The following is a 17,697-nucleotide window of genomic DNA, read 5'->3' on the forward strand; positions in this document are numbered from 1 at the left end:
CTTGCCATTCTTGTCTCTAAATCATCTTGAACTGACTATAGCAGCAACGCAGGCACTCACATTGAGCTTGCATCGCTATCTTCACGGGTAAGAAGTGGTACTATAATAAAAATTAAATAAACACTGCGCCAAATACGGACGACAGTGAAAGTAAGACAAGTTTACCATATCCAACCTAGACCTGATGAAATATGAGCTATCAAACGCTAAAACGTACCGTCACTGCTCGCTTAGAAATCAAGAAATCTGAGTTTATTGCTTACGCTTATCCCGTGGCCTCACGCGAGGACGCAATGTTTCACGTGGAACAACTACGAGAAAAGTATCCCGATGCTCGTCACCACTGCTGGGCTTATATCATTGGCGATCCAAATAACACCACCAGTGCAGGCTTCGATGATGATGGTGAGCCAAATGGCACGGCAGGACGCCCGATATTAAATGTCTTGCAGCACAAATCTATCGGCAATATCATTATCATCGTGGTGCGTTATTTCGGTGGTATCAAGTTAGGCGCAGGTGGTCTGACCCGTGCGTATGCCGGTTCGGCGCAAGCGGCCGTCGACCAGATGACATTAAGCCCTTATGTCCCAATGGCACAAGTACAGATATTGGCAGAGTTTGCCACCGAAGCCCAATGCCGTTACGTCGTCGATAGTCTGAACGGCAGCATCGATGACGTCGCTTATAGTAAGCAAGTGACACTGACTGTGACGCTCGCTGAAGCTGATATTGACAGTTTAAAAGAACGCTTGGCGATGGATGGACGGGTGTTGAATAAGCCCTGAATAATGCATGATGCTAATTGACCGCTTCTCAGCATTTACTTTTGAAGGACTGTTTTTAAGCGTCTACTTTTGAGTAATTTCTTTAAGTAGCTGTTTTGAGTGACTGCTATTGAGTAGCTGATATTGAGTATCCATGCGTTCACTGAAAAGCATTGGTTTTGGCCATTGCCATCGGTATGATAAGCCATTGCTTTTTAACAATAATTAAATAAGAGCCATTTATGTCTGTTTCCAAATCGAACAAGCCATTCTCTCCGGCCCCTTTTAAACCGCCATTTTGGCTAACCAATCCGCATCTACAAAGCATCTTGCCCAAGTTCTTTGCACCCAAAGCACCAACCTATCGCCGCGTGGTGATGCAAGATTCCTTAAGTGAAACCGATATTGCTTACGACTTTTATGATGCGCATTCTGTAGAGGCATCAAAAGCTGGTGAGCTTGAGCAAACGCCATTGATTGTGCTATTTCATGGTATGGAAGGCAGCAGCGATAGTCATTATGCTCGCGCGCTGGCATATCAAATGCATGCGCAAGGCTGGCATTTTGTGGTGGTGCACTTTCGTAGTTGTGGCGGTATTCCAGCTAATGGTCGAGTTTTTTATAATGCGGGTGATACTGCCGAGGTGCATCACGCGCTACAGAACTTACGTGCGCAGTATGCCAATATCTATGCGGCTGGCGTGTCACTCGGTGGTAATGCACTAGCGAAGTACATGGGCGAGTATGGTGACGAAGCTATCTGCAAAGGCGCTGCGGTCATCTCTGCTCCCGTCGATATGTCGTCAGCGGCCATTACCATGCACAGCTTTTTGAGTCATCGTATCTATACGCCTTATTTGCTCAATCCAATTATCAAAAAAGCGTTGGCGAACGATATTACCAAAGAAGAAATTGATGCTATCAAAGCCGTCAATCGTATCAGCGACTTTGATGATATCTTCACCGCCCCGCGTCATGGCTACCGCTCTAACAATCACTATTATCAATCTTCTTCTGCGCTACCTTATTTGATCAACGTAACCAAGCCTCTACTATTAATTAGTGCAAAGGACGATCCTTTTATCGGCTTTACCGCCACGCCAAATGATGTCTCTGATAGTGTCACTATTTTGGACACCCCGCACGGTGGTCATATCGGTTATTTGCGTTATCGCTCAGACAATCATTCAGAAAATAGCGCAGACATTTCTTCAGTAAACGGTCAATCTACTGATGATAAATCTAACGTTAAGCAATCTGGAACCAATGGTAAAAAAGCAAAAACCTCAAAGTTCGATATCAACTGGATACCCGAAACCGTCAGTGCTTATTTTAATCATATTGGCGTGGCTTCTATTAGAGAACCTTATCAAGATGCGGTCTCTGACAATAAATAATCATTGCCATAGATGACAAAATAATAACGCCAACGTTTATAAACTTTTGAGAGTGTTCTATGTACCCATTTATCCGCTACGCCACCACCATCGCTCATGCCGCCCTAAAAGCAAAACGAGGTGATACATTGACGTTCAAGGACACCAGTGAGATTCAATTTCGCTGTCGCTTATCTGATATCGATAACTTTTTGGAGATGAATAACGGCCGCGTATTCACGCTGTATGATTTGGGGCGTATGGATTTTGCGGTACGGACTGGTCTTGGCAAGCAACTGTTAAAACAGCGTTGGGGTTTGGTCATCGCTGGCAGTACCATCCAATATCGTAAGCGTATTCGCGCCTTTCAAAAAGTCACGCTAAAGACCAAAATCGTCGGTATCGATGCGCGTTGGCTCTATATCGAGCAATCAATGTGGGTCAAGGGCCAGCCCTGCTCATCTGCCCTACTGCGTACGGGTGTGACCAAAGGTGGCAGAGTGATCGACACGGCACAAGTGCTGGCAGCATTGGGGCAGTCTGAGTGGGATCTACCGCCAACTGGCTACGTCGCCGAATGGATAGAGAGTGATGCTGATCGCCCATGGCCACCAACGGAGTAGTGGCAAGAAATCTTAACTTAAAACAACTCTTACTAAGCACTTATTAAAAGCACGTCACAAACAAGCCACCTTATGGCTACTATTGCATAACAATACATTATATAAATAAATATATTAAATGTTAGGATGGTAGTGAGTTTGATACTCAACTAAATACTATCTAATTAAAAATAGTCTCATAAGGAAAATAATATGATTAATAATACGGATTACGTCGGTACTCTATTCGACAATAGCGAATCGAACCCAAGCAAAATCACCTTGGCTTTTACCATGGCAGGTGTGGTACTCAAAAAAGGACACTCTGCCTCAGTGATATTGATGGTAGATGCCGTACATTTGGCATTGCCCAACGCGTTGGCAAAAGTGGATATTGGCGCACCGTTTGAACCTGCTGGCGAGTTACTAGAAGCCTTTATCGAAAAAGGTGGCCAAGTATTGGTCTGTAGTGCATGTATGAAACACAATGGTATCGGAGAGTCAGCCATCGACAAGCGCTTCACGGTCATCAGTGGTGATGACGTGGTTGAGCTGCTGATGAATGCGAAGGGGTCTTTGCAGTTGAGTTAGTAGCAAACGTTAAAACGTAAAGTTATAAAAATGGGTCAGTTTTCTTAGTCATCGTTTTGATGGCTTGGGAGCTGGCTCTTTTTTTGTCTTGAGGATTGGATTTTGTAATCTAATTAATGGATAAATTTTTCACATAGATTGAAATTTTGAGTAGGTGCGCCCAGCGCACCGATTTTTTATACTATTTTAATTAAGCAAGATGTCAGATTAGATCTGAGATAGTATAGCTAATGACTATGTTCAAGGAGCTTATTAATAGTAGTCTAATTTGCATTAATATTACGTAAACCTTGGAACAGTGTCGATAAGTTTTTCATTAATATTATAACGACCTAAAAACTTATTAAAACTAAAGTTTATTTGACTAAGTGCCTTTTTAACTCCAATCTCGACAATAGGATGACTATAAACATAACCATCAGTTAAATTAGAATTTTGGAAGAAACGACCTAATGGGTCTACCATAATGTATGAATCCATCATCTCGTTGTTGTCCTCTGATGCTATGATGCTTTTAAAATCTGAATGCTTATCTAAAAATACACTAAACATTGTGTCTGTAATCGTTGAAGCATAGCCCTGGCTGGGCAATACCTTAAATACTTTCCATTTAGAAGGATTAACATCTCTAATAAAGCCCGACAAATCTTCATTAAAATTATTACTATTAACTACCGTATTGATTTTGATATCTATCTCAGTGTTTAGCTTTCGCAAAGCATGGATATCGCTGCAAACTTTGTCAGTATCCATTACCTTGTTCTTCTCAGATCTCCCGATAATCAAATTAGTTTTATGGTTTGTAGAATCCACACTGAAACCTATCCAGTCTAGATTTTCAGCTATTAGTGAGAGCAATTCAGCATCTAGACGACTGCCATTTGTGATAGCGGACACACGAAAGCCATAACTTTTAGCACGCTTTATTATATGAATAGCTTTGGCTTTATATAAGAATATCTCGCCACCAACTAAGTTTAATCTAACACCATCAAATTTAGTATTTTGTTCGTTTTCCAGTATAGTCTTCAACTCAAAAACTTCGTCTAACAGTTTATCTGTCAAGCATTCATCATGAAACAGCTCTTTTCTGCCTTGTTTATCCCACTTTGCGAAACAAAAATCGCAAGCGTAGTTGCAAGCTTCTGTAAAATGCCAATTTATAACGAGCTCAAATGTATTATGCATATTCATGTCTCTATTAGTATGATTTATATTGATGATGGCTATCCGTATTGTAGGTAGTTACTAGATTGTTTCCACAGACCACTACCGTTACTCCTCCTTTGTTCATCATTTTTAATACCAAACTCCTGAGTTGTACCAGCCTATTGATTGCTTTAGCTATAATAATTGAAACTCTATAGTGCTCATATTTCTTATACATTGAACGGCAATCTACTAATTTAGTGTCTAACTCGTTTAAATAGTCATTCAAACATCGACGATCAGTTATATATCTGTCTCCTTTAATAACACCTATCTCTATGGTCAAATCAACCATACTTTGGACAATGCCACGATTATTCATTCGCTGTGCCATATGGGTTGTAACTCTCATAAATATCTCCTATCTATAAAACACCGTTATATCTAGAACTAAATAGTACAGTAATAACAATAAAGGTAAAGATACGATAAAATTTATTAATAGCTATTTTAAAAATAAAAATATAATATATAGATACGATTATTATTTTTAAATTAATTAATCGTATCTGCTTTATATAAAAATTTATTTTATATCTTAATAACATCCAGATAATATTTATAAACAACCTCTTTTAGGTATTTATACCTATAGACAGTATCCCCAACTAATTAAAAGCAAGGCTATACTTAGGAAATTCTGAATGAACTCAAGTTACAAAAAAGATGATAAAAAGCTAATCGATTTAAATCTAGAAGTACTAGGAGTACGACCTAAGGATATTGATAGTATTGTCAAAGAGACCCAAAACGTTACAAAGATGGTGTTTGAGCAAGTATTTTTAGTGATGCTATACACAAGACAGCTGATATTGCAGCCTAGCACTGGATCACATATTGAAGACAGATTAAAGCTCATTTTCATTGTATGCGACGTTATAAAATTAAAGCTTGGAAGCGCACCTAATAGAACTGAGCACTTAAAAATTAGAGACACTATTTTGCAGATGATGGAAGACAACAAAGGCAGTAATGATTTCATCGCTTATTTGCATTCTTTAAAGCTTAAAAATGAGATTGATAGCGATGCTATCGACACTATCTTATCGTCCATACAAAAAGAAAAAGTTGCTTTTGCTCCTCTTGGCAATATTCATGGAAAGGGCTATAAGTTCATAAATATAGATAGACAGTATAGCTATTATGAGATGTATGCATCTCTTAGATATACTATGACTATTTTCAAGAAATTCCTTAATCAAACTCCGTATGACAATAATGTTATAAAACTAGCATTATTTAAAAAAATAAAATCCAAGGCTAAAACCAAAGACTTCTATAGACCATCTTCGACGCAGGATGGAAAGGATATACTTTCTGGTGAGCAGAAAAAGATATCAGATTTTTTAGATAATCAGAATTATGCAGAGCTAGTCAAAGAATTCGAACTCCTACATAAAAAAGAGTTACTACAAGATATTAGAGCAGATATAGCAATTGACTTAGGCGTCTGGGCAACAGATATTTTTCGCCGAATCTATGACTCAAAGTATATTGGAGGACCAATTTACCGCTCTGAAAACAATTATTTGAATAATATAGACTTATTGGAAATAGACAACGAATCAGAAGATAATGTCACTGTTTCTATTGATAAGACAATATTGGAAGATATCTATAAGCTCAATCAGTTAGACCATCTAGCAGATAGCATTAAAAATGTATTAGTTAATAGTCTTAGATCTGAAAAAAGAACCGATGGGAAAACTATTAGTTCAAGTACCGAGCATCTTACAGAAAGCTTAAATAAGGTTAAAGACAATAATGAAAGTGCGTTGACTCAATTAAGCGAATGGTATATAGAGAACTCTATTGATTTTTTTAAGAAAATAGATCAAATACCTAAGGCTATTGTTTCTATTATTGACTTTGATCTTCATAACCCATGGAGCGAGGTGAATTGGGACCTAAACAATATTTTAAGGTTCGACCAAGCTTATAGCTACAAAAAACAGATAAATAATCAAGGGCAACCTCATCTTAGAAGGAAAAGCCCTATAGCAGAGCATAATAAGCTTGTAACCTATTTAATCTCCTTATTTTTACACTTGAAACTGCATCATAGTTTAATATCTTATGAATTTTTCAACTTACTCCAAGATATCAAAAAAGACAACCCAGTACACTTCAATCATTCAGACTTTTTTGAAAACCCAATGATGCTTTCATGGAGTATTTTTAAGCCATCTACAGAAGTAGAGAATACTGATAATTCTTTTCAAGAGAAAAGCGAAATAAAATTTGGCGAAGATGAGAAAAATCAGATGATGTATCGCTTTAAGAAGATACCAATATCTATACGCAATAGTGAGGGACGTAAAGTAAGGATATTGTCTAAAGACACTACTGAAGACGTTTTAGAGACTTTAGTAAATTTTATTACCAATCAGCCTAGCACGAAGCCTTATCCTTACAACTCTTCATTTCCACTACCACTAAGAATTCGGAAAAAATAATAGACAAAGTAGTACATCGATAATAACTAGTGAGCTATGCTGAAGAAACCGTAGTCAAAATTTTTAACTACAAAGCTATCATTCAACCACACCCGAACTGGCAGCGATAGTAAGTAACTTTGTCCGAGGAAGTACAATAGCGGAAATATGTTCACTTTTATATTTTTTAAATGTATGATTGTATATTCAAAGCGGGTGAACACTCGCTTTTTTTGTGTCCGAATAATCGTTATTTTGCTTGCTGATTACTATAAATTGAGTAGCTCTTATCATTATAAGACGGTGGATATTTAATTAATTATTTACATAGGTATTTCGATGAACTGTAAACTATTTTTATCCATTCTGAGCATTGGGTTTCTTACGACCGCCTTTAGTCATGCTGATGAGAGCGTTACAGCCAACATCGACGCTCCTTCAATTGCTAGCAAACTTAGCGATATTAATCGTAATGATTTAGCAATTGCCAGTCCGCTGGGTATTACAGTTGGCGAAGACTCTATTGACGTGGCAATGCAAAAACATCCAGGCCTTGAACCGACCTTACAGTATTGGAATAGTGAATGGTTCGATGATGATCCCTTGGGGTATAGATTTTATAATCTATTAACCGATATGTCTTCAACTGAATATGGAAATATAAAAGAAATTGGCGTGTTTGCTGACAGCAAAAATATCATTCAAGAGATATATATTGTATATGATACTGAATTAGTATCTTATGATGAAATACTTTCTGATATAAAGCAAAGCTACTTAGAACATCCAATGACCATAGGCAGACTGAATAACTCCTACGCCTACATCAATAATGATTTTCCAGAACATTCTCGGGGGTATTTCATTGGAGAGGCAACGCAATTTGTCGGTAAAAATGTAAATATCGATATTGCGGACTTTTTATCTGGTGAAATTAAAGAAGACCTGAGTAATATGAGTTCTATGAAACAGTTAGATGGTACTTCAATGGCACAATTATATTCAGAGCCTGACTGGAGAGAAGATGCCCTTGAAAGAAGCTTAACAGTGATTTATTCGTCGCCTTCAATGGTGAGCATGCGCAATAAACAATATTTTTATACTGAAAAAATATATAGCAATATCTATCAAGTTGAAAAAATAATAACCGATTATTTAGCACAAGTAGGCTCAGATAATTTCAAGTTAAATAACATGACTTATCATGACATTTTAACGCGCTTTGTTGATCAACAGCCTATTCCGTCTTCTGATGATGAAGCAATTGAGTTATATAAAACAATCGTTGCGCAAACGCAAAAGGATTTATTCTTAATAAAAGCCTTCACAATGAGCGAAAAAATACGTGCTGCTATTCCATGGAAGTGATAAAGGTCAGGAAATCTAGAACATTACACAGCGTTTCGAAGCGGAACCAAAACCCTCTAAAGCACCGACTAATAAAAACCTTCCTATTTCCTAACTAAATAAACACTATCTCACATACTATTTACTCAGCTCTGTTAAAGTAAGTCATGCAAACACCCTACTAAAAAGGCAGCCAGTCATGAGCTTACTTGATACTCTGAATTTAACCTACCCTGTCGTCCAAGCACCCATGGCAGGAGCAACCACACCTGAGCTGGCAGCGACGGTCAGTAACTTTGGCGGACTGGGCTCATTAGGATCTGGCATGACGGCGCCAGACGTTTTGACCAGTCAAATTGATACCATTAAATCGCTCACCGACCGACCTTTTATGATCAATCTGATGGTGCTCTCTGAGCAGGACTCTACGACCTTTAATACCGCAATGCCTGCTTGGTTAAGTCAATACTATCAAGACAACAATATCGAGTTTGCACTACCTGAGCGCCCAGCGCTAAGCTTTTTAGACCAGCTACAAGTGCTCTATGACAATCCCGTTCCTGTCGCCAGTTTTACCTTTGGTATTATCAGTGCCGAGCAAGTTCAGCATCTCCAAGGTCTCGGCACGCGCGTCATCGGCACCGCCAATCATCCATTAGAAGCGAAAGCGTGGGCGGATATTGGCGCAGATGCGGTATGTGTACAAGGAGTCGAAGCTGGTGGGCATCGCGGTGGTTGGCTACCGCAAAGTGAAAGTGATCCATTAGGGTTATTGACGTTGATTGGTCAGACACGTGCCTGTACCGATATTCCGTTGATCGCAGCAGGTGGTATTATGACTGGACAAGCTATCAAAGCTATTCAGGCAGCTGGTGCCGAGCTGGCACAAATAGGGACAGCATTTTTGACCACCGATACATGCGGTATCAATGACATTTATAAACAAGCTTTACTGGATGCCAGTCATAGCAAACGCAGCGCTGAGACACGCTTAACTCGATTATTCTCAGGTAAGCTCGCTCGTGGTTTATTGAATGATTATCTACGTGATTTTTCCACATTTGAAAGCGCTAATGAGCTACCGCCCTATCCGCAATTAAATGCCATGACCAAGTTTATGCGAGCTAATGCGTCTCAGAATAAAGATGCAGAACATCAATCATTATGGGCTGGACAAGGGGTAGCCTTGGTCAAACAAGAGAGCACGCTTGAACTGCTTGAGCGATTGGTAAAAGCGTTATAAATTTACTCATCTTTTAACGTTGCCCGAAATTTTTTATAATCTGCTGCTGTCTCTTTTACCGACTCTATCATCGGTACGTGACCGACTTCTGGCATCATAATAACTGTCGACTGCGGGATAATTTCCTTAATCAACGCAGTCGTTTCAGGCTTGATGACTTGGTCTTTTTCGCCCCAAACGACCAGCATCGGAATCTGATAGTTCGCAATGACTTTGGCACGCTCTTCGACATTGTCTGTGACGATCTGCTCTAGTATTTTGGACTCAAGCGCTTTATTAGCGATACGCTCTTGCGCAAATACCGCTTGCACAGTTTTGGGCAAATAAGGCGGCTTATACATGACAAAGTCATACATCTCGTAGATATCTTCCGTCTTATTGATCAATAGGGGATTGTTCTCAAGCGTGGCATTTTCCAACGATTTAGGAATGCCCGCTGACCAAAACCCTGCGCTATCGATGAGCCATAGACTTTTGACATCGTCTGGATACTTTGCCGCATAAGCCACACTGATGGCACCGCCCATCGAATTACCGCCGATATGGATATTGGAGGCCAAGCCCTTCGCTTGCATCAACTCATGCAGACGCTGCGCTTGGGCATCCGCGCGATAATCCGCTGTGTCAGGCTTACTCGAATCACCAAACCCTAATAAGTCTGGAATAACAAGGTGATAGTCAGCCAGCTTGTCAGCGATACGAGTGAAATTGTCTTTATTACCGCCAAAACCATGAATCAATAATAAAGGCTCAGCATTGATAGCGTTATTTTCGGTATAAGTGAGTTGTTCACCAGAAGCGAGTGTAAATACCTTAGTGGTAAGGTCTGCTTTATTGCGTTCGTGTTGGATGATTTTTTGAGTCGTGTTTACGGCTAGCGTATTGGGTGCGGTGGTACAGCCGACGACTGATAAACTGAGTACAGTGGCGAGGCTTAGGCGTTTTAATATCATTGAAACTTTCCTATTAAGAAACAGTAAAAGACTGGTGTGCAAGATGCGGCTAGTGCTGCTTAGAGTCAATCTACTATAACTCGCCACCAAACAATAAAATTTATAAACTAGGGCGTGTCCTCATTTTAAAAATGGTGATAAAAATGAGATAAATTGCAGTCAAACAAGGAAAATGGCGCAGATAATATCGAGATATTGACCAGCTATTTGACGCCGTTTGGCAAGATTTAGCCATTTTTAACCCATTTAGATAACTATCGATTGAATTGAGGACACGCCCTAACTACTTTCAGTCCTTACCCAATCATTTTTACCTAACAGAAAATTAACCGCTGCGGCAGCATGAATAGCCGTGGTATCAAATACTGGAATCGGGCTATCGGCTTGACTGATAAGTAAGCCTATCTCGGTACAGCCCAATATCACACCCTCTGCCCCTTCATTGGCTAAATCTGTAATGGCTTGGCGATAATACTGACGTGAGCTATCGAGTATCTGTCCTTGGCACAGCTCGTCATAGATAATACGATGCACCTTTGCGCAAGCGTCAGTCTCAGGAATCAATACTTGTAATCCTGCATCGATAAGGCGCTGCTTATAAAAATCTTGGGTCATGGTGAACTGTGTACCGAGCAGCGCGATCTTGGTCAGACCTCGCTGCTTAATCGCCTCGGCAGTAGCATCCGCAATATGAATAATCGGTAAATCGGTCGCGGCTTCAACGTCACTGACTACTTTATGCATGGTATTGGTCGCAATTAATAACCCCTGTGCACCAGCCGCCTGTAATCGCTCGCCACTATTTGCCATCATTGCGCCAAGCTCAGTCCACGCTCCTCGTGCTTGCAACGCGCCAATCGGTGCAAAGTCGACACTATGAATCAGCAAATCTGCTGAGTGTAAGTTACCCAACTCAACTTTGATGCCGTCATTGATTAAGCGATAATAGACCTGAGTACTCTCCCAACTCATACCACCAATGATACCTAATGTGCGCTGCTTTCGAGCTGCCATTTCATTGTCCTACGTGTTTATTGTGATCGACTTTATCGTAGCAAAATTAATCAGATTTAGTGCGCTATTTCTTTATACTGTACTGCTGTAAGAATGGCTATAGTTTAACCATAACAAACCTCGCCATTTATAATAACCATTTTATTCATTGGTCAGCACGCGATATGATAGTACTCAATGGCAGATTCTAACGGCCCCTACCACCATTTATTATATAAAATTGACACTTACCTCATCAGTGAAGTGTCTTTAGCACCACTCAGGACACTCTAAAACTATGGCAAATTTTCCTACCATCAGAATACGTACACGGCGCAAATACTACCGCCTTATCTTCACAGGTATCATGGCAATGATGATGTCACTGATAATATCGACGGCCTTATTGGTGGTAAAACAAGGCTTTATCGACGGCTTTTTTATGGAGTTGATGCATTCGTGGGGACTGGCCTTTATGTTTGCGTGGCCAAGCGCTTACATCTGCGCCTATCTGGTACAAGAGCATGTGCTCAGTCGTATTGAGTTTTATTAAATAGTATCGATAGCTATCATCATTCTAAGCCATCATCAGTCTAAGATAGTTTAGATATAGGGCAAGCCAGTTAAGGTTCTACAAAGCATAGACTGAACTGGTCTGATGCCGTATCCCATGTATATGAGCTTGGCTATCTAACGCTAGAGAATATTACTGATGTAAGCCAAGCTTTCTATAATAAAATCCCGTTAGCGCAAATGTATCTGACGTCTAGACGACCAGTCTATTTTTAAGTATAGTGTCTTTGTTAGTCGATAACCTATAAGCATCATTATCATGGTATCGTTTCTACTAGAAGAAAAAATACATTGGTGAATGACCTTGGTGGCCTGATGCTTATAGCCGGTTATTCGTACTCTTAATACACTTATAAATAAACCAAATCATAAATAAATAAAGGAATTATTATGCGTAGTGCTATTCATAACAGCTTTGGCAAACCTTCTGACGTATTGAGCGTGGGCGACAGTCCGATGCCGCAGCCTGCTGCCAACGAAGTCCGTATCAAAACCATCCTCTCCCCTATTCACAACCATGACATGCTGACCGTGAGTGGACAATATGGCTATAAGCCTGAAATGCCAGCCATCGGTGGTAGTGAAGCGCTAGGCATTATCAATGCGGTAGGCGATGACGTGACAGACTTTAGTGTGGGTCAGCGTGTGGCGTGTGCCAGTGTGCATGAGACATGGGCAGAGTATTTTGTCGCCCCTGCCAGCATGGTATTCAACATGCCTGATAGTATCGAAGACGATTTGGCTGCCCAGCTGATTGCTATGCCGCTGTCTGCCTTAATGCTATTAGAATTCTTAGAAGTAGATAGCGGTCAATGGATCATCCACAATGCAGCAAACGGCGCTGTCGGTAAGACCCTTGCCATGCTCGCAGCAGCACGCGGCGTGAATACGATTAACCTCGTCCGTAGCAAAGATGCGATAGAAGAGCTGACCTCACTCGGTATCAAAAACAATGTGGTCACTGCTGATGACGATTGGAAAGACCAAGTCCGCGCCATCATAGGCGATGACAAAATCACAGCAGCCGTTGACTCAGTCGGTGGTGAGTCGAGCAATGAGCTGCTATCGCTACTGGGTAGCAAAGGAACTCTGGTCTCATTCGGTATCATGTCAGGCAAGCCCATGGCACTGGACGCTGGTAGCTTGATCTTTAAGCAAGCCACTGTGAAAGGCTTCTGGGGCAGCAAAACTAGCCAAGAAATGGATCTAGACAACAAGCAGCGTCTGATCACTGAATTGCTAGAACGCGCATCGAATGGCGATTTGAAGCTACCGATCGAAGCTGTCTATAGTCTGGACGATATCGCCACCGCTGTCTCTGGAAAAGTACAATCAAGTAAAAAAGGCAAAGTTCTTTTAAAACCTTAATTCCTACACTCGCCTCGTAATTTCGTAATAAGGGCAAAAACCAGCGGTATTAGCAAATATAAGAAAGCCTATGTGTATTAGCTATAAGGTACGGTGGGCTTTTTTAACTATTCTGCTGTAATAGTATCGCTAAGCCAATCAGCGCAAATAATAAGATTTAATAAGGATATAACCATGTCAAACGATACAACATTCAAAGCATTAGTCGTTGAAGAAACCAGCGATGGTGAATTCAAAAAAAGCATTCAAGAACGCAAAGTTAGTGACTTACCAGAGAATGACTTACTCATCGAGGTGCATTATTCATCGTTAAACTTTAAAGATGCAATGTCGGCATCGGGTAATAAGAGAATCACCAAACAGTATCCACATACCCCTGGTATCGACGCAGCTGGCGTGGTCGTCAGTGACAAGTCAGGCACGTTTACTGTAGGGCAAGAAGTATTGGTATTCGGCTATGATCTCGGTATGGATACCGATGGTGGCCTTGGTCAGATGATCTCAATCCCCGCAGAGTGGGCGCTGGCTTGTCCAGAAACGCTAACCCTAAAAGAAGCGATGACCTATGGTACTGGCGGCTTAACCGCAGCGCTCAGTGTCCAAAAGCTAGAAAAAATGGGTGCAAAACCAAGTGATGGCCCAGTTGCTGTGACTGGTGCAACAGGTGGCGTGGGTACGATCAGTATTGCTATCTTAAAGCAGTTAGGCTATGAGGTGATTGCATTCTCAGGTAAGCCAGAGCAAAGCGAGCATTTAAAGGCATTGGGCGCAAGCGAAGTACGTCATCGCGATACCATCAATGAAATCGGTAACAAACCTGTCGGCCGTGAGCTATGGGCAAACGCTATTGATACCATCGGCGGCGACTACTTACCCAACCTGCTAAAGCAAACCAAATCTGGCGGTGCAGTGACCAGTTGCGGCCTAGCCAGTGGCGCTGATTTTTCGATGTCGGTGATACCTTTTATCACCCGCGCGGTGTCACTATTGGGTATCGACTCGGTCTATATCCCATTGGCTGATAAAGAAGCCATTTGGAAACGTGTCGCAACTGATATGAAACTGCCTAATCTTGAAAGCTATGGTGAAGAGATTACGCTAGAGCAAACACCTGAATACCTAGATCGCTTTATGTCTAGCAAGGTGGTTGGGCGTTATGTGGTGAATGTGAAGGGCTAAGTTTTTAAAAGTTAGTTTTATACATAAAAGGCAGCATCTCTTTTGAGGTGCTGCTTTTTTTAAATTAAGAAGTAAGCTTGCATACTATTGACAGTATGCAAACTTACTTTAATTAAAAGGAAGAATTTTTTTAGAGAATATATGTGTTATAAGTAGTTACTTATTGTCTCCATATGATGCATCATGCTTAGCTTTTTTGGTATGCCTAGAGCATGAAAAGACTTTCTCTTATGAATATCTATATACTCTTGAAAACCTAAAGTATTTTGATCTAAACTTGGTGTTTGATTTGCAAACTGTATCATCTCGTTTAATGCTTCTTGAAACTTACCCGCAATATCACTTTGACTGCTAGGATTTGTTATCGATAAGCTGTGTTTCACATACATATTTAAATTGCTGTTTTCAATATAGGTAATATGTAATGCTACTACGTAAGCTGGTCCTCCATTAGTACTCCAAGCATTATCTATTATTAAATAGTCCCCGAAACCTATTTGATTTTGTACTAAAGGAACTTTATAAGTGATATGAGCGTCAGAAAAAAACTGAGGTATGGAATTGTAATTTGCATTTTTATCTTTTGTGGGAAATGAGCTACTGATGATCACGCAATTAGGTATTAGATTCGCAAATGTATGAGAATATCTGCTTTGATCTATAATTAGGTTTGCTCTGGCTTTTGCGGTAAAAGAGTTGATATTAGAAAGTATATCCTCTTGTAGTAACAAAGAAAATTCTAATCCACGATCAATGAGCTGATTTAAAAACGTTTGTGTGTTAGTAATATTCTGATTATTCAAACGAATACAAGGAACGAATTTCACACTTTCTTTAGATATAGTATTGTATAAGTGATCAGGAGAATCAGTAGCTAAATCGCCTACCTCTGGGTTTACAATAATATGGGGTATAATTCCGTTATCATTAAGAATACTTATAGTCTTTAGAAGCGGTTTAGTATTACTCTTAACGGGTTCAACAACTGGATAGACTTTATCTACTTTAAGCCTAGAAACCACTTCTTTTAAGGCAGCTAATTCATTCTGCTTTCCTCTCAAATACGGGAAGTACATTCTTTCTATCCTTGTTTAATAAATTGCATTTTAGAAGCGAAGATGTGATTGCTGCTTTATTTTTTTTATCGATTTTAAAACTTATTCCTAAGTTTTTCATTGATTTAGGTAGTTCATTAATGAAGCCATCATCATTTCGACGGTGTTTTTTTAGTACTCTCTTAAACTGTTTACTAGCTACTTCCTGTTCTAGATTACAAAAAATATTTTTACATTCGAAAAATAGTTCTGTGTCAGGATAGTTCGGTTCAGACCCAGTTACCTCTTTAATGACGTCTATGTACTCTTCTTTTCTTAAAGTATGAAACATTGAATCTGAGTTAAAGCATACACTTTTTGGCGCTATAATCTTTTTACTCAATCTATTACGACTATTAGATAGCATGATTCCAAATACAGGGTTTTCAGAATAAATTTCCAGTATAGCCTTTAGATGAATTTCATGAGCTACCACATATGTATAGTCAAAAGCTTGGACATAAGAGGCTAGCTGATCAGAAAGTCTTTTTAAGGAGTCATATTTCGTTTTTATTTCATAACAAGTGGAATGACCGTTTATAATTACGCAATCTGCTTTATTGGAACCTACTCTAAGTTCACTGAGCATACTGGCAGTATTCATTGAATGAGTTCCAATAAGAATATTATTTGCTATTATATTTTTAACAACATATTCATTTGGATAATATCTACAAAGTAGTTTGTATGATTCATTATAAACCTCTTCTAGAGTATTCAGGTCTTCAAGGTCAGAAAAATTAGAAACAGCGTCATAAATATTACTAAAATCGCCTTGAGCGACCTTATTAATATTTGAACTTGTAAAAATTTTTGCTAAATCTCTGTAATTCATTTTCAGCTCACACTCTCGATAGACTTTGTATATTGAAGTTCTTACAGCAGTCTACAATAGCAAATAAAGCTAAAGATTTTAAACTATATTTTTGAACTTAGTATTTGCTTCTCGTCAAAAATTAATTTTAATTATTATTAAATAGATTAAAGTTGACTATACTATAGAAACGAACATATGTGTAATTATATCCAATCAATTACGACAACAAAATATTAAACCAAAAAAAACACCCAACCAAGTTGAGTGTTTTTTATTTCAGCTAAAGGCTAAGTAGAGAGAAAAACCGACTACACCAACCAAAACCAATCAGGCGCAAAAAAGTAGGACATACCCATTGATAGCAACACCGCCACTATACTACCCACGATTGCGCCAACCCATGATGTACCACCCTTTTCCGCTAATTCCTGTTCAGCCATAGCTGGATCTACGTTATTATCCATGATTTTTTTTATATTTTTAACGCTATGACTAAAGTAAAAATAATTACCTAACATACCTGTCAATACTGCCCATGCGATAAAAAAACTGGTTTGACCAAGAGAGTTATACGTTTCCATACCGAGCGTATACATTAAAATCAAATCGACCGTATTTATACCAACTACAATACATAGGGCTACTAGGTACATCTTGCGATAACACAACCAAGATGTTCCCAAGAGAAGTCCGACAATATTAAAACTGTGAATGCTCGAACCATCGTTATTAACTTCTAGGCGTGGCTCACTATCTTTAAACCATTTATCACGGTAAAAACTGTCATACTTTTCACCGACGAAGGCCGCCAATAAAGTATCCGCTGTCTCAGAGTCAGAAGATACTGTGTTTTGTGAGCTTTGCGCATCTTTTGAGATATTTACGGCAGTGAGCGGTGGTGGTGTTTGTGCTTGAGTATTAGATAGCTGATACCCACATTTTGAGCAAAATCCTGCGTCACTTGAGTTTTCTTGATCACAATTATTACAAAGCATCTTATCCCTTAGTTTTACTAAATACTGAACGGTTAGTTGTCTTATCTCGACTTCAATAATAAATAGCCAATTAAAGTTGACTACATTATAGATAATAAAGACAAATGTTCAATAAAAAACTAAAGCCTTTTTAGTTGCCTGTTTATTCAAACCAA

At 39.4% G+C, this 17,697-nt stretch carries 17 protein-coding genes; 10 read left to right on the plus strand and 7 right to left on the minus strand.

Features of this window, described 5'->3' with window-relative positions; genetic code table 11:
* Window positions 1-191 precede the first annotated feature (191 nt).
* The 4 genes from DFP82_RS02395 (at window position 192) to DFP82_RS02410 (ending at window position 3,336) form a co-directional block, all read left to right on the plus strand.
* Window positions 192-788: a YigZ family protein gene (locus DFP82_RS02395; protein WP_110922113.1), complete on the plus strand. Its 597-nt coding sequence runs from the start codon at window positions 192-194 to the stop codon at window positions 786-788.
* A 221-nt stretch (window positions 789-1,009) separates the two neighbouring features.
* Window positions 1,010-2,164: a YheT family hydrolase gene (locus tag DFP82_RS02400; RefSeq protein ID WP_110922114.1), complete on the plus strand. Its 1,155-nt coding sequence runs from the start codon at window positions 1,010-1,012 to the stop codon at window positions 2,162-2,164.
* Window positions 2,165-2,223: 59 nt separating this feature from the next.
* On the plus strand, window positions 2,224-2,766 hold the full coding sequence (locus tag DFP82_RS02405) for an acyl-CoA thioesterase (RefSeq protein WP_110922115.1): 543 nt from the start codon (window positions 2,224-2,226) through the stop codon (window positions 2,764-2,766).
* 192 nt (window positions 2,767-2,958) lie between these two features.
* On the plus strand, window positions 2,959-3,336 hold the full coding sequence (locus DFP82_RS02410; RefSeq protein ID WP_110922116.1) for a DsrE family protein: 378 nt from the start codon (window positions 2,959-2,961) through the stop codon (window positions 3,334-3,336).
* A gap of 279 nt (window positions 3,337-3,615) precedes the next feature.
* On the opposite strand, the gene DFP82_RS02415 is transcribed toward DFP82_RS02410, so the two are convergent.
* Window positions 3,616-4,524: a viperin family antiviral radical SAM protein gene (locus DFP82_RS02415; protein ID WP_245905600.1), complete on the minus strand. Its 909-nt coding sequence runs from the start codon at window positions 4,522-4,524 to the stop codon at window positions 3,616-3,618.
* Between the two features lie 13 nt (window positions 4,525-4,537).
* The gene (locus DFP82_RS02420) at window positions 4,538-4,897 is read right to left on the minus strand and encodes a hypothetical protein (RefSeq protein WP_110922118.1); all 360 of its coding nucleotides are present in this window, start codon (window positions 4,895-4,897) and stop codon (window positions 4,538-4,540) included.
* A gap of 292 nt (window positions 4,898-5,189) precedes the next feature.
* On the opposite strand from DFP82_RS02420, the gene DFP82_RS02425 reads away from it, so the two are divergent.
* From DFP82_RS02425 to DFP82_RS02435, 3 genes are all read left to right on the plus strand, one after another.
* Entirely contained in the window at window positions 5,190-7,001 is a 1,812-nt protein-coding gene (locus tag DFP82_RS02425; RefSeq protein WP_110922119.1) for a hypothetical protein, read from the plus strand.
* Window positions 7,002-7,319: 318 nt separating this feature from the next.
* On the plus strand, window positions 7,320-8,348 hold the full coding sequence (locus DFP82_RS02430; RefSeq protein WP_110922120.1) for a hypothetical protein: 1,029 nt from the start codon (window positions 7,320-7,322) through the stop codon (window positions 8,346-8,348).
* A 178-nt stretch (window positions 8,349-8,526) separates the two neighbouring features.
* A complete protein-coding gene (locus DFP82_RS02435) occupies window positions 8,527-9,570 on the plus strand; it encodes an NAD(P)H-dependent flavin oxidoreductase (RefSeq protein WP_110922121.1) in 1,044 nt (347 codons plus the stop codon).
* 2 nt (window positions 9,571-9,572) lie between these two features.
* On the opposite strand, the gene DFP82_RS02440 is transcribed toward DFP82_RS02435, so the two are convergent.
* Together DFP82_RS02440 and DFP82_RS02445 are read right to left on the minus strand one after the other, a co-directional pair.
* Window positions 9,573-10,523: an alpha/beta fold hydrolase gene (locus DFP82_RS02440; protein WP_110922122.1), complete on the minus strand. Its 951-nt coding sequence runs from the start codon at window positions 10,521-10,523 to the stop codon at window positions 9,573-9,575.
* Window positions 10,524-10,802: 279 nt separating this feature from the next.
* On the minus strand, window positions 10,803-11,537 hold the full coding sequence (locus DFP82_RS02445) for an aspartate/glutamate racemase family protein (protein WP_110922123.1): 735 nt from the start codon (window positions 11,535-11,537) through the stop codon (window positions 10,803-10,805).
* A 277-nt stretch (window positions 11,538-11,814) separates the two neighbouring features.
* Between DFP82_RS02445 and DFP82_RS02450 the strand changes: the two genes are divergently transcribed.
* The 3 genes from DFP82_RS02450 to DFP82_RS02460 all read left to right on the plus strand — a co-directional run bounded on the left by DFP82_RS02450 (window position 11,815) and on the right by DFP82_RS02460 (window position 14,636).
* Window positions 11,815-12,069, plus strand: a complete 255-nt coding sequence (locus DFP82_RS02450; RefSeq protein ID WP_110922124.1) for a DUF2798 domain-containing protein — start codon at window positions 11,815-11,817, stop codon at window positions 12,067-12,069.
* A 410-nt stretch (window positions 12,070-12,479) separates the two neighbouring features.
* Window positions 12,480-13,457: a zinc-binding dehydrogenase gene (locus DFP82_RS02455; protein ID WP_110922125.1), complete on the plus strand. Its 978-nt coding sequence runs from the start codon at window positions 12,480-12,482 to the stop codon at window positions 13,455-13,457.
* Window positions 13,458-13,631: 174 nt separating this feature from the next.
* The gene (locus DFP82_RS02460) at window positions 13,632-14,636 is read left to right on the plus strand and encodes a YhdH/YhfP family quinone oxidoreductase (protein WP_110922126.1); all 1,005 of its coding nucleotides are present in this window, start codon (window positions 13,632-13,634) and stop codon (window positions 14,634-14,636) included.
* A 146-nt stretch (window positions 14,637-14,782) separates the two neighbouring features.
* Here DFP82_RS02460 and DFP82_RS02465 read toward each other — a convergent pair whose 3' ends face one another.
* The 3 genes from DFP82_RS02465 to DFP82_RS02475 all read right to left on the minus strand — a co-directional run bounded on the left by DFP82_RS02465 (window position 14,783) and on the right by DFP82_RS02475 (window position 17,542).
* Window positions 14,783-15,712: a sce7725 family protein gene (locus tag DFP82_RS02465; protein WP_110922127.1), complete on the minus strand. Its 930-nt coding sequence runs from the start codon at window positions 15,710-15,712 to the stop codon at window positions 14,783-14,785.
* Complete coding sequence (locus DFP82_RS02470) at window positions 15,678-16,565, minus strand: sce7726 family protein (protein WP_110922128.1); 888 nt, start codon at window positions 16,563-16,565, stop codon at window positions 15,678-15,680. Before DFP82_RS02470 ends, DFP82_RS02465 begins: the two co-directional genes overlap by 35 nt.
* 290 nt (window positions 16,566-16,855) lie before the next feature.
* A complete protein-coding gene (locus DFP82_RS02475) occupies window positions 16,856-17,542 on the minus strand; it encodes a zinc ribbon domain-containing protein (RefSeq protein WP_110922129.1) in 687 nt (228 codons plus the stop codon).
* Between the last annotated feature and the right edge of the window lie 155 nt (window positions 17,543-17,697).

Origin of the sequence: Psychrobacter fozii (genome assembly GCF_003217155.1) — a bacterium.
GTDB classification, from domain to species: domain Bacteria; phylum Pseudomonadota; class Gammaproteobacteria; order Pseudomonadales; family Moraxellaceae; genus Psychrobacter; species Psychrobacter fozii.